This window comes from Kitasatospora sp. P5_F3, from assembly GCF_054049135.1.
Genome location: NZ_JBFUMY010000101.1, coordinates 1 through 12,639 on the forward strand (window position 1 = coordinate 1; position 12,639 = coordinate 12,639).

The 12,639-nt window shown below is 70.0% G+C and carries 10 protein-coding genes; 1 reads left to right on the plus strand and 9 read right to left on the minus strand.

The features are described 5' to 3' along the window. Window positions 1-29 precede the first annotated feature (29 nt). The 8 genes from ACXJMZ_RS33805 to ACXJMZ_RS33840 all read right to left on the minus strand — a co-directional run bounded on the left by ACXJMZ_RS33805 (window position 30) and on the right by ACXJMZ_RS33840 (window position 9,612). Window positions 30-1,553 carry a CoA-acylating methylmalonate-semialdehyde dehydrogenase gene (locus tag ACXJMZ_RS33805; protein WP_457033841.1) on the minus strand — a complete coding sequence of 508 codons (1,524 nt, stop codon included), beginning with the start codon at window positions 1,551-1,553 and terminating at the stop codon, window positions 30-32. 282 nt (window positions 1,554-1,835) lie between these two features. Then, window positions 1,836-2,291 carry a hypothetical protein gene (locus ACXJMZ_RS33810; protein ID WP_457033842.1) on the minus strand — a complete coding sequence of 152 codons (456 nt, stop codon included), beginning with the start codon at window positions 2,289-2,291 and terminating at the stop codon, window positions 1,836-1,838. 137 nt (window positions 2,292-2,428) lie between these two features. Beyond that, window positions 2,429-3,823, minus strand: coding sequence for an NAD(P)/FAD-dependent oxidoreductase (locus ACXJMZ_RS33815; RefSeq protein ID WP_457033843.1), 1,395 nt, complete (start codon window positions 3,821-3,823; stop codon window positions 2,429-2,431). A 55-nt stretch (window positions 3,824-3,878) separates the two neighbouring features. Further along, window positions 3,879-4,682 carry an ABC transporter permease gene (locus tag ACXJMZ_RS33820; RefSeq protein WP_457033844.1) on the minus strand — a complete coding sequence of 268 codons (804 nt, stop codon included), beginning with the start codon at window positions 4,680-4,682 and terminating at the stop codon, window positions 3,879-3,881. Further along, window positions 4,682-5,605 (minus strand): ABC transporter permease, encoded by a 924-nt coding sequence (locus ACXJMZ_RS33825; protein ID WP_457033845.1) that lies wholly within the window; start codon window positions 5,603-5,605, stop codon window positions 4,682-4,684. Before ACXJMZ_RS33825 ends, ACXJMZ_RS33820 begins: the two co-directional genes overlap by 1 nt. Then, window positions 5,602-6,747 (minus strand): ABC transporter ATP-binding protein, encoded by a 1,146-nt coding sequence (locus ACXJMZ_RS33830; RefSeq protein ID WP_457033846.1) that lies wholly within the window; start codon window positions 6,745-6,747, stop codon window positions 5,602-5,604. The genes ACXJMZ_RS33825 and ACXJMZ_RS33830 overlap by 4 nt, the downstream gene beginning before the upstream one ends. A gap of 53 nt (window positions 6,748-6,800) precedes the next feature. Next, on the minus strand, window positions 6,801-8,051 hold the full coding sequence (locus ACXJMZ_RS33835) for an extracellular solute-binding protein (protein ID WP_457033847.1): 1,251 nt from the start codon (window positions 8,049-8,051) through the stop codon (window positions 6,801-6,803). A gap of 46 nt (window positions 8,052-8,097) precedes the next feature. Continuing rightward, window positions 8,098-9,612 carry a gamma-aminobutyraldehyde dehydrogenase gene (locus tag ACXJMZ_RS33840; protein ID WP_457033848.1) on the minus strand — a complete coding sequence of 505 codons (1,515 nt, stop codon included), beginning with the start codon at window positions 9,610-9,612 and terminating at the stop codon, window positions 8,098-8,100. Window positions 9,613-9,934: 322 nt separating this feature from the next. Here ACXJMZ_RS33840 and ACXJMZ_RS33845 point away from each other — a divergent pair, with 322 nt between their 5' ends. Further along, on the plus strand, window positions 9,935-11,596 hold the full coding sequence (locus tag ACXJMZ_RS33845; RefSeq protein ID WP_457033850.1) for a PucR family transcriptional regulator: 1,662 nt from the start codon (window positions 9,935-9,937) through the stop codon (window positions 11,594-11,596). A 161-nt stretch (window positions 11,597-11,757) separates the two neighbouring features. Here ACXJMZ_RS33845 and ACXJMZ_RS33850 read toward each other — a convergent pair. Then, window positions 11,758-12,639, minus strand: an 882-nt coding sequence (locus tag ACXJMZ_RS33850; protein WP_457033849.1) for a polyamine ABC transporter substrate-binding protein, incomplete at its 5' end; no start/stop codon positions are given.

Here is a 12,639-nt window from a genome sequence, read left to right on the forward strand (position 1 = left end):
GTGCGGGCCGCCGTCAGATCAGGCGAGGCTCAGGAGTTGGTCGGGAACCCGAGGTTGATCCCGCCGTGCGACGGGTCCAGCCACCGCGAGGTGACGGCCTTGCCGCGGGTGAAGAACTGGACGCCGTCCGGGCCGTAGGCGTGCGTGTCGCCGAACAGCGAGGCCTTCCAGCCGCCGAAGGAGTAGTAGGCGACCGGCACTGGGATCGGCACGTTGATGCCGATCATGCCGACCTCCACCTCGTGCTGGAAGCGCCGGGCCGCGCCTCCGTCGTTGGTGAAGATGGCGGTGCCGTTGCCGTACGGGTTGCTGTTGATCAGCTCCAGGCCCTCCTGGTAGGAGGCGACCCGGACGACCGACAGCACGGGGCCGAAGATCTCGTCGTTGTAGACCGACATGCCGGGCTTGACGTGGTCGAACAGGGTCGGGCCGAGCCAGAAGCCGTCGGCCGTGGGGGTGCCGGTGGCGTCCTCTCCCGTGATCGCGTGCTTTCGGCCGTCCACGGCCAGCTCGGCGCCGTCGGCGAGGCCGGACTCGACGTACGAGGTGACCTTGTCGCGGTGCTGGCCGGTGACCAGCGGGCCCATCTCGCTCTCACCGTTGCAGCCCGGGCCGACCTTGAGGGTGGCCATCCGCTGCTTGATCTTCTCGACCAGCTCGTCGCCGATCGGGTCGACCGCGACCAGGACGGAGATCGCCATGCAGCGCTCGCCGGCCGCGCCGAAGCCGGCGTTGATGGCCGCGTCGGCGCTCAGGTCGAGGTCGGCGTCCGGCAGCACCAGCATGTGGTTCTTGGCGCCGCCGAGGGCCTGCACGCGCTTGCCGTACCGGGTGCCGGTCTCGTAGACGTAGCGGGCGATCGGGGTGGAGCCGACGAAGCTGACGGCCTTGATGTCGGGGTGCTCGAGCAGGCGGTCGACGGCGACCTTGTCACCGTGCACGACGTTGAAGACACCGTCCGGGAGGCCGGCCTCCTTCCACAGCTCAGCCATGAAGTTGGCGGCCGACGGGTCCTTCTCGGAGGGCTTGAGGATGACGGTGTTCCCGGCCGCGATGGCGATCGGGAAGAACCACATCGGCACCATCGCCGGGAAGTTGAACGGCGAGATGATCGCGACCGGGCCGAGCGCCTGGCGGATCGAGTAGACGTCGATGCCGGTGGAGGCCTGCTCGGAGAAGCCGCCCTTCACCAACTGCGGGATACCGCAGGCGTACTCGATGACCTCCTGGCCGCGGGCCAGCTCGCCGAGGGCGTCCGAGTGCACCTTGCCGTGCTCGGAGACGATGATCGAGGCCAGCTCGTCCTTGCGGGCGTTGAACAGCTCGCGGAAAGCGAAGAGCACCTGGGTGCGCTTGGCGATCGAGGCGTTCCGCCACTCGCCGAAGGCGGAGGCGGCCGCGGCCACGGCCTGGTCGACCTCGGCGATCGAGGCGAAGTCCACCTGCCCGGTGACCTGGCCGGTGGCGGGGTCGAAGATGTCGCCGCGCCGCGGGGCGGAGCCGGCGGTGGCGACGGCGGCGCCGTCGATCCAGTGGGTGATGTGCTTGCTCAAGGTCGTCTGCCTCCGAAGTCCGTTCGGCGCCTCGGCCGACGGTCCCTGTACGGCGCCGCCGGCATCGGCCGGGCGGCGGGATCACGGGCTACCGCGCTCGTTCTCCAGTCTGCTCACCCGCGGGCCCCGGCTCAACGAACAGGCTGACGGGGAATGGAGATTCAGCCTTACAGGTCGTCGCCGAGCCACTCCCGGCAGGGACGTTTCTGCACCAGCTCCCCAGCACCTGCCGCCCGGCACCAGCCACCCCGCACCAACCACCCCGCACAAGCCACCCCGCCCTCACAGCAGCCGGGCCGCCGCGTCGTGCAGGGCCAGCTCCAGCACCGCCGGATCGGTCAGCCGCCCCGACCCGTCCGGTGCGGCCAGCCAGCGCAGCCCCCGGGCGGCCCCGGCCGGGTGCGGCAGCGCCACCCAGGTGCCGGCGCCCGCACTCCGTACGCCGGTGCCCACCCAACGCCCAGCGGTGCCGACCGGCACCAGGAAGCCGAGCTGCCCGTCCGCGAAGTCCGCGTACACCGGCCCGGCACCGCGAGCCCTGGTACCGGCCCCCCGGGCGAGCAGGTCGAAGGTCGGGTGGCCCAGCGGTCCGGGGACCAGCAGCACGTCCCAGAGCCGCCCGGCCGGGAGCAGCATGACGCCCCGGCCGCTGCTCTCCCACTCGGTGCGGCAGGCCTGCGGGTCGGGTGCCGCGGCGGCCAGCCAGTTGACCGCTCGGCCGCCAGGGGTGCTCTCCATCGGTCCTCCTACTCGGGTACCTGTCAGGAGGGAGAGGGGCGGAGCACCGGTCTCTTACACGTAAACGCCGAACAGAAACTCCAAAAAGGTGGGGCGCCCCGTCGCAACGGAACGCCCCACCCCACCCGACAGCTGCGTCAGCTGTCGAAGCCCAGCCCCATCCGGTCCAGCGTGCGCAGCCAGAGGTTGCGCTGCCCGCCACGCCGGTCCGAGCGGTCCAGCGACCACTTGGTCATCTCGATCCCGGCCCAGCGCACCGGCTCGGGCGGGAACGGCAGCGGCTTGCTGCGCACCATCTCCAGCGCCGTACGCTCCGTCAGCTCACCGGCCAGCAGGTCGAGCATCACCTCGGCGCCGTACCGGGTGGCACCGACGCCGAGGCCGGTGAAGCCGGCCGCGTAGGCGACCTTGCCCTTGTAGGCGGTGTCGAAGAAGGCGGAGAACCGGGTGCAGGTGTCGATCGCCCCGCCCCACGCGTTGGTGAAGCGGACGCCCTCCAGCTGCGGGAAGGTCTGGAAGAACTGCCGCGCCAGCGTGCGGAAGGTCTCCGGCCGCTGGTCGTGCTCGGCCCGCAGCTTGCTGCCGAAGTGGTAGATGGTGTCGTAGCCGCCCCAGAGGATGCGGTTGTCGGCGGAGAGCCGGAAGTAGTGGAACTTGTTGGCGCTGTCGCTCAGCCCCTGCCGTCCGGTCCAGCCGATCGAGGCGAGCTGCTCGTCGGTGAGCGGCTCGGTCATCAGGGCGTAGTCGTACACCGGGACGATGTACGGCCGGACCCGCTTGACCAGCGAGGGGAAGGCGTTGGTGCCGAGCGCGACCTTGCGGGCGAAGACCCGGCCGTACGGCGTACGGACCGCCATCCCGCTGCCCTGCTCGGCGAGTGCCAGGCCCTTGGTGCGCTCGAAGATCCGGACGCCCTGGGCGAGGCAGGCGTCCCGCAGGCCCCAGGCGAGCTTGGCGGGGTGCAGCATGGCCACCCCCTCCTTGTCCCAGATGCCGCCCAGGAAGGTGGGCGAGTCGACCTTCTCGCGGAGCTGGTCGGCGTCCAGGAAGGTGAGCTCGCCGCCGTACTCGGCGACCGCCTCGGCCACCTCGCGCAGTTCGGCCAGCTGGTGTGGCTGGGTGGCGATGTCGATCTCGCCGGTGCGCTCCCACTCGCAGTCGATGCCGTACCGCTTGATCGCGGCCTCGATCTCGTTCAGGTTGGCCAGGCCCTGGCGCTCCAGCTCGGCCAGTTCGCCGGGCCAGCGCTGGAGGCCGTTGCCGAAGCCGTGGGTGAGGCTCGAGGCGCAGAAACCGCCGTTGCGCCCGGACGCCGCCCAGCCGATCTCGTGACCCTCGATCAGGACCACGTCCAGCGAGGGGTCCCGCTCCTTGGCGATCAGTGCGGTCCAGAGACCGGAGTAGCCGCCACCGACCACCAGCAGGTCGCACCTGGTGTCACCCACCAGGGCGGGCAGGGCCTCCGGGCGCCCCGGATCCTCCAGCCAGAAGGGGGTCGGTCGGGCATCACTGAGCGCACGGGCGGAGTCCATGCCTATCAGCTACTTTCTACGGATTGAAGGTATTTCAGCTGGTACGAACAGAATGTCAGGCTTGCGCCTTCCGGCGGTTGCCGACCCACTGGCCGACCACCGTCAGCACCACGGCGGCGAGGAACATCGCGGTGCCGATCACGTTGACCTGCACCGGGATGCCGCGCTGCGAGGCGCCCCAGACGAACATCGGGAAGGTGACCGTGGTCGGTCCCGAGTTGAACTGGGTGATGATGAAGTCGTCGAAGGAGAGCGCGAAGCTGAGCAGCGCGCCGGCCGCGATGCCGGGGGCGGCGAGCGGCAGGGTCACCTTCAGGAAGGTCTGTACGGGGGTGGCGTAGAGGTCCTGGGCTGCCTGCTCCAGCCGCGGGTCCATGCTCATCACGCGGGCCTTGACCGCCGTCACCACGAAGCTCAGGCAGAACATGATGTGCGCGATCAGGATCGTGGTGAAGCCGAACGGGATCCGCATGTTGAGGAACAGGGTGCCGAGCGAGGCGGCCATCACCACCTCGGGCATCGCCATCGGCAGGAAGATCAGGCCGGTCGCGCCGCCCCTCCCCCGGAACCGGTAGCGGGCCAGCGCGAAGGCGACCATGGTGCCGAGCACGGTGGCGCCGATGGTGGCCAGCACCGCGATCTGCAGGCTGAGCGAGAGCGAGCCGCACATGTCGGCCACGCCGCACGGGTCGGTCCAGGCGTCGGTGGAGAACTCGTTCCACTCGTAGTTGAACTTGCCGTTGGGCTTGTTGAACGAGAACGCCAGCACCACCAGGTTGGGCAGCACCAGGTAGGCCAGGGCGAGCACCCCGGCCAGCACCACCAGGTGGGCCCGGACCCACTTCACGATTCGGCTCATCAGACCAGTTCCTCCGTCCCGGCCTTGCGCATGTAGACCGTCACCATGCCCAGGATCAGGGCCATCAGAATGAAGCTCAGCGCGGCGGCCGTCGGGTAGTCGAGCACGTTCAGGAACTGCTTCTGGATCGCGTTGCCGATCATCTGCTCACTCGGCGAGCCGAGCAGCTGGGCATTGATGTAGTCGCCCGAGGCCGGGATGAAGGTGAGCAGCGTGCCCGCCACCACACCCGGCAGCGAGATCGGGAAGGTGACCTTGCGGAAGGTGGTGAACGGCCGCGCGTACAGGTCACCGGCCGCCTCGTGCAGCCTGGGGTCGATCCGCTCCAGCGAGGTGTAGAGCGGCAGGATCATGAACGGCAGGAAGTTGTACGTCAGGCCGCAGATCACCGCGAGTGGGGTGGCCAGCAGCCGCTGACCGGTGGTCAGACCGATCGCGTCGGTGAGGCTCAGCAGGTGCAGCGCGTTCAGCGTCTCCACCACCGGGCCGCTGTCCGACAGGATGGTCTTCCAGGCCAGCGTGCGGATCAGGAAGCTGGTGAAGAACGGTGCGATCACCAGGATCAGGATGACGTTCCGCCAGCGCTTGCTCGCCTTGAAGGCGATCGTGTACGCCAGCGGGTAGCCGATCGCCAGGCAGAGCAGGGTGGCGATCGCGGAGAAGCCGAACGAGCGGACGAAGTGCCACTTGTACTCGCTCAGCGCGTCCCAGTACGTCGAGAAGTGCCAGGTCAGCTGGAAGCCCTGCTCCAGCGAACCGGTCTGCAGCGAGGTGGAGGCCTGGTAGACCATCGGCACCACGAAGAAGACCACCAGCCAGGCGAGGCCGGGCAGCAGCAGCCAGTACGGCGTCAGCCTGCGGCGCGGCGGCCGTTCCTGAGGCGGTATCACCTGGGTCGGTGCCGCCTCGGCGGTCGCGGTCACGCGGCGGCCTCCCCGGTGCCGGCGTCGATCGCCTGGGCGGCGTCCAGGCCGAAGGAGTGCGCCGGGTTCCAGTGCAGGACGACCGGGGCGCCGGGGGTGAGCCGGGTGTCGCGGTCCATGTTCTGCTCGAAGACCGCGAGTTCCTGGCCGGTCTCGGCGCGCACCACGTACTGGGTGGAGACGCCGATGAAGCTGGAGTCGACCACGGTGCCGGTGATCCGGTTGCGGCCCTCGGCCACCACGCTGTCGGCACCCGCGATGGTGATCTTCTCCGGGCGGACGCCCAGGTACACCTGCGAAGCCTCGGTCGCGCAGCGGGCCTTCGGCATCGCGAGCCGTGCACCGCCCGCGCTCAGCAGCAGCGAGCCGTCGGCGCTGCCGGTGACCTCGGCCGGGATCAGGTTGGACTGGCCGAGGAAGTTGGCCACGAAGGTGGAGCCCGGGTTCTCGTACAGGTCGGCGGGGGCGCCGAGCTGCTCGACCCGGCCGCCGTTCATCACCGCGATGGTGTCGGCCATGGTCATGGCCTCCTCCTGGTCGTGGGTGACGTGCACGAAGGTGATGCCGACCTCGGTCTGGATCCGCTTGAGCTCCAGCTGCATCTGCCGGCGCAGCTTGAGGTCGAGGGCGCCGAGCGGCTCGTCGAGCAGCAGCACCTGCGGGTGGTTGATCAGCGCGCGGGCGACCGCGACGCGCTGCTGCTGGCCACCGGAGAGCTGGTGCGGCTTGCGCCGGGCGTACGGGCCCAGCTCGACCAGTTCGAGCATCTCCTCGACCTGCTTCTTGACGTCCTTCTTCCCCCGGCGGCGGAGGCCGAAGGCGACGTTCTCGAAGATGTCCAGGTGCGGGAAGAGCGCGTAGCTCTGGAAGACGGTGTTCACCGGCCGCTTGTACGGCGGCAGCGCGGTGACGTCCTGACCCCCGATCAGGACGGTGCCGCTGGTGGGCTCCTCCAGACCGGCGATCATCCGCAGCGTGGTGGTCTTGCCGCAGCCGGAGGCGCCGAGCAGGGCGAAGAAGGAGCCCTGCGGCACGGTCAGGTCGAGCGGTTGGACGGCAGTGAAGGCGCCGTAGGTCTTGCCTATACCGGTCAGGCGTACGTCGCCACCGGCCGTCGCCGCCTCGCGCAGCTGCTCAGTCATGGGGGGTGTCTCTCTGTCCGGTGCTGTCTGGGCTTGAGAAGCCGTGGTGGGGGTCAGGCGCCGATCAACTTGGAGAACTTGCCCTCGAAGTCGGTCTCCTCGGCTTCGGTCAGGCTGCGGAAGAGGTGGGTCTTGGCCGCCATCTCCCGGGTGGGAACCACCAGCGGGTTCTCCGCCACCTCGGGCGCGATCTTCGCGAGCTCCGGTTCCATGCCCGCCACCGGGGAGACGTAGTTGATCCCCGCCGTGAGCTGCGCCGCGATCTCGTGCTGGTAGTAGAAGTTGATCAGCAGTTCGGCGTTCTTCTTGTGCTGGGCCTTGGCCGGGACGAGCATGTTGTCGGTGGAGGAGAGGTAGCCCTCGGCCGGGATGACGAACTCGATGTCGGGGTTGTCGGCCCTGAGCTGGATCAGGTCCCCGCCCCAGGCGATGCAGGCCGCGATGTCCCCGGAGGAGAGCTCCTGGCCGTAGTCGTTGCCGGTGAACTTGCGGATCTGCTTGTTGTCCACGGCCTTCTGCACCCGGGCGATCGCGGCGTCGAAGTCGTCCGCGGTGAACTTCGCGGGCTCCTTGCCCATCGAGAGCAGCACCATGCCGATGGTGTCCCGCATCTCGGAGAGGAAGGTGACCCGCCCCTTCAGCGCCGGGTCGTCCAGCAGCTGGGCGACGCTGGTGATCTCCTTCCCCTTGGTCGCCTTCTTGTTGTAGGCGATCACGGTCTGGATGCTGGTCCAGGGGTAGGAGTACTGGCGGCCCGGGTCCCAGTCGGGGGCCCGGAAGCGGGCCTCCAGGTTGGTCAGCGCATTGGTCAGGTTGGCCGGGTTCAGCTTCTGGGCCCAGCCGAGCCGGATCAGCCGGCCGGCCATCCAGTCGGTCAGCACCACCAGGTCCCGGCCGGTGTCCTGACCGGCCGCCAGCTGCGGCTTGACCTTGCCGAAGAACTCGACGTTGTCGTTGATGTCCTCGGTGTACTTGACCTTGACCCCGGTGGCGGCGGTGAAGGCGTCGAGCGTGGGGCGCTTGGTCTCGTCCTTCGCGTCCACGTCGATGTAGAGCGGCCAGTTGGAGAAGTTGAGCGTCTTGTCGGTGTCCGAGCTGTCCGGCCCGGCGGCCGGCGCGCTCTCCTCGGAGCCGGACTTGGCCGCGGGTATACCGCAGGCCGCGAGGGTGCCCGTACCTGCCATCAGGGCGGTGGCCTGCAACAGCATCCGCCGTGACATCGCGGCCCGGCCGTTGGTCAGACTGCGCGCCCACGCCTTGCGGACGGGGGCTGACATGCCGTCGGCGATCTCGTTGAACTCCATGCTGGGGACACCCTTCGGGGGAAGAAGGTGGCGGAGCAGACGGGGGTTATCTGTCTCCGAAGACCGTGCGGTGCCAGTCCTTCCTGGCCACCGCAGTGGTGTCGAACATGACGTGCTTGAGCTGGGTGTACTCGTCCATCGAGTACTGGGACATGTCCTTGCCGTAGCCGGAGGCCTTGTAGCCGCCGTGCGGCATCTCGCTGATGATCGGGATGTGGTCGTTGACCCAGACACAGCCGGCTTGGATCTCCCGCGTTGCGCGCAGCGAGCGGTGCACGTTCTGGGTCCACGCGGAGGCGGCCAGACCGTAGGGGGTGTCGTTGGCCAGCCGCAGGCCCTCCTCGTCGGAGTCGAAGGGCAGCACGACCAGTACCGGGCCGAAGATCTCGCCCTGCACCACCTCGCTGTCCTGAGCGGCTCCGGTGATCAGGGTCGGGAGGTAGTACGCACCGGGGGTGAGGTCGGTGCCGTCGTGGCCCAGGCCCAGAGCCTGACCACCCGTCACCACGGTGGCGTACGAGCGGGCCCGCKCGACGAAGCCGGCCACCCGGTCCCGGTGGGTGTACGAGACCAGCGGGCCGAGGTCGGTGGCGGGGTTCAGCGGGTGGCCGATCCGGACCTGACCGTACAGCTCGGCGACCCCCGCCACGAACGCGTCGTACAGCGGGCGCTGCACGTAGGCGCGGGTGGCGGCGGTGCAGTCCTGGCCGCCGTTGATCAGCGAGGCGGCGACCGCGCCGTGCACGGCGGCGTCCAGGTCGGCGTCGTCGAAGACCACGAACGGGGCCTTGCCGCCGAGCTCCAGGTGGGTGCGCTTGACACTCGCGGTGGCGAGCTCGGCGACCCGCTTGCCGACCGGGGTCGAGCCGGTGAAGGAGACCATCGCGACGTCCGGGTGCGAGACCAGGTGCTCGCCCGCGCCGCGCCCGGCGCCGGTGAGCACGTTGACCACACCGTCCGGGATGCCCGCCTCGGTGCAGGCCCGGGCGAACATCAGCGAGGTGAGCGGGGTCAGCTCGGCGGGCTTGAGCACGATGGTGTTGCCCGCCGCGATCGCCGGGAGGATCTTCCAGGCGGCCATCTGGAGCGGGTAGTTCCAGGGCGAGATCGAGCCGACCACGCCGATCGCCTCGCGGCGGACGTACGAGGTGTGGTCACCGGAGTACTCCCCCGCGGCCTTGCCCTCCAGGTTGCGGGCGGCCCCGGCGAAGAACGAGGTGTTGTCGACCGTGCCCGGCACGTCGAACTCGGTGGAGAGCTTGATCGGCTTGCCGGTCTGCGCGGTCTCCACCCGGGCGAAGTCCTCGGCGTGCTCGGCCAGCACGGCGGCCAGCTTGAGCAGCGCCTCCGAGCGGGCGCCGGGGGTGGCCGAGGACCAGGCGGGCAGTGCGGCCTTCGCGGCCGCCACGGCGGTGTCCACGTCGCCGGTCGAGGCGAGCGTGACGTGCTGGACGACGCTGCCGTCGGCCGGGTTGACGACCTGGAAGGGCTCCGTACCGGTGCCCTCGGTCAGCCGGCCCGCGATGTACTGCGCGCCTGCGCTGAAGTCGGTCAGGTCCATCAGGTTCCTCCAGGGTGCCCGGTGAGTCGGCCAGGGATCCTCGGGGTCCGGCGATCGTGACACCCGGGGGTTGCCCCTACAAGGGATTCCGCTGTTGCGTTCTCATTACGCGACGGATTTCGGGGTCAACACCGTATTCATCCCACGGCCCGTGGTCCGGGCCGGTACTGCCGACCCGCTGACGATGCCTGCTCACTCCTCGGGGTGACAAGGGTCACTCCGACAGCCTCGGCCGCAAGGGCCTTACAGGGTGGAAAGGCAACAGGTCGTCTGGTCGATGCATGATTCACCTGACACCCTGCTGCCCATGGAAGGTCCTCCCGTGCTCCCCACCGTCGCCCGCGTGCTCGACCTCGACGTGATGCGACGTGGTCTGCCCCAGGTGGTGGCCGGCGCCGAACACCTGGAACGTCCGGTCCGCTGGGTGCACGTCAGCGAACTCCCCGACGTGGCGGGCATGCTGCAGGGCGGCGAACTGGTGCTGACCACCGGCATCGCCCTGCCCGAGGACCGCGAGGGACTGGCCAGGTACGTCCGCGAGCTGGCCGACATCGGCGCCGCCGGTCTGGTGGTCGAGTTCGGCCGCCGCTACTTCGACAGCCTGCCGCGCGCCCTGGTGCACGCCGCCGAACAGCGCGGACTGCCGCTGATCGCGCTCCGCCGCGAGCTGCGCTTCGTCGCGGTCACCGAGGCTGTGCACGCGCTGGTGGTGAACGCCCAGCTGGAGCAGCTGCGGATCTCCGAAGCCGTCCACCAGGTCTTCAACGAGCTCGCCGTCGAGGGAGCCGAGCCGGCCGAGGTGGTCCGCCAGGTGGCCCGGATGGCCGGTGCCCCGGTGGTGCTGGAGAACCTCGCCCACCAGGTGCTCGCACACGAGACGGCCGGCCGCCCCGAGACCGAACTGCTGGAGGGCTGGGAGCGCCGCTCGCGCGGGGTCCGCCCGCCGGGCCGGACGGGCTACGACCCGCGCAGCGGCTGGCTGGTCACCGCCGTCGGCGCCCGTGGCCAGGACTGGGGACGGCTGATCCTGGTCGACGACCCCCGCCCGCTGCCCGACGGCACCCCGCACCCGCACGCCATGCTGCTGGAACGCGGCGCAGCCACCCTCGCCCTCAACCGGCTGGTGGTCCGCGACCGGGAGAGCCTGGAGCGGCAGACCCACCGCACCCTGCTCTCCGGCATCCTCACCCACGCCCTGACGGTCAGTGAGGTCGCCCTGCGGGCCACCGCCCTGGGCGTACCGCTGGACAGCCGCCGCCTGGTCGGCGTGGTGCTCCGGCAGCGACGCGGCCCGATCCCCGCCGCCCTGGAGGCCCAGGCCCGGCTGCGCGACTTCACCGAGCTCGCCGCCACCGCGATCCGCAGCTGCCGGCTCTCCGCCCTGGTCGGCGCCCTCGACGACGAGGGCGTAGGCGTCCTGATCGCGCTCGGCTCGCAGCAGGACGAGCACACCGCACTCGAAGGCTTCGCCGCAGCACTGCGCAAGCTGGTCGCGGACGGGGCGCGGGACGGTGCGTCAGCGCAGCCCGTGTTCGAGCCGGTGATCGCGGTCGGCTCCTCGGTCGGCTCGGTCCGCGACGCCCGCCGCACCCTGCTGGAGGCCACCCAGGTCGCCGACGCCGCCCTGCACGACTCCCCCGGCGGCCGGGCCGCCTCGTACTACCGCCTGCCCGACGTCCGGCTGCGCGGCCTGCTCCACCTGCTGCGCGACGACGCCCGCCTGCAGACCTACGTCGAACGCGAGCTGGGCCCCCTGCTGGCGTACGACGCCGAGCACGGCGGCCAGTTGGTCCAGCTCCTGCGGATCTACCTCGAACAGGGCCGCAACAAGTCGGCGGCCGCCGACGCCGCCCACCTCTCCCGCCCCTCCTTCTACGACCGCCTGCACAAGGTCGAACGCATCCTCGCCGTCGACCTCGACCAGGTCGAGTCCTGCCTCTCCCTGCACGTCGCCCTGCTCGCCCTGGACGCAGTTCGCAGGTAGTCGAGGCACACGCTTCGGAAGACAGGGGCTCGGGGAACTGCGACGCCGACCCTTGCAAGGTGATCGTCGCCTAGGTGGTCAGGTACTTTCGCGGTGACCCGAACGCCAGATCTCCTCGCAGTTCCCCGAGCCCCCGGACCGTAGATGCTCGGGCCCCGGTGTCAGACGCCGGCGACTTTGCCCCAGATGCGGTGGAAGTCCGGCCGTTCCGCAGCGGTGACGTCCCGCATGGCGTGCAGCCGCGCCCGCATCTCGTCGGTCGGAAACATCAGCGCCTCCTCCGCCAGCGCGGCGGTCTCCGCATCGTCACTGTTCGCCAGCACGTCCCGCGCCGCCGGCACCGGGCAGATGTACTGCACGGCCGCCGCCAACTCGGCTGCCACCTCGGGCTGGTAGTAGTAGTCGATCAGGAGCTCGGCGTTCTGCTTGTGCGCGGCCCGGTTCGGCACCATCAGGCTCTCCGCCCACAGCTCGCCACCCTCCTCGGGCACCACGAACTCGATGTCCGGGTTCTCCGCCTTGAGCTGGATCGCGTCGCCGGAGTACGCCTGGCAGGCGACCGCCGCACCCGAGGCCAGGTCGCTGGTGTAGTCGTTGCCGGTGAAACGCCGGATGTGCCTGGTGTCCACCAGCTTCTGCACCTGCGCCATCGCCTTGTGCGCGTCGTCAGCGGTGAACTTCGAGACATCCGCACCCTGAGCCAGCATCAGCAGCCCGAGCGCCTCGTCCATCCCGGCGAACAGCGTGACCCGCCCCTTGAGGTCGGGCGCCCACAGGTCGGCCGTCGACCGTAGCTCCCGCCCGAGCGCCTTCCGGTTGTACGCGATGCCGGTGATCCCGGACTGCCACGGCACGCTGTGCCGACGCCCCGGGTCGAAGGCCGGCGAGGCCAGCTGCGGGTCGAGGTACCTGGCGACGTTCGGCATGTTCGCCGCGTCGAACTGCTGCACCCAGCCGAGTGCCACGTACCGTCCGGCCATCCAGTCGCTGACCACCATCAGGTCACGGCCCGGGTCGCCGCCCTGGGCCAGCACCGGGCTGAT

What these genes read in the sequence shown, in the direction of transcription:
- ACXJMZ_RS33810 (WP_457033842.1), bottom strand. Translation starts at nt 2,291, where the DNA reads ATGGAGAGCACCCCTGGCGGCCGAGCGGTCAACTGGCTGGCCGCCGCG.
- ACXJMZ_RS33815 (WP_457033843.1), bottom strand. Translation starts at nt 3,823, where the DNA reads ATGGACTCCGCCCGTGCGCTCAGTGATGCCCGACCGACCCCCTTCTGG.
- ACXJMZ_RS33820 (WP_457033844.1), bottom strand. Translation starts at nt 4,682, where the DNA reads ATGAGCCGAATCGTGAAGTGGGTCCGGGCCCACCTGGTGGTGCTGGCC.
- ACXJMZ_RS33830 (WP_457033846.1), bottom strand. Translation starts at nt 6,747, where the DNA reads ATGACTGAGCAGCTGCGCGAGGCGGCGACGGCCGGTGGCGACGTACGC.
- ACXJMZ_RS33835 (WP_457033847.1), bottom strand. Translation starts at nt 8,051, where the DNA reads ATGGAGTTCAACGAGATCGCCGACGGCATGTCAGCCCCCGTCCGCAAG.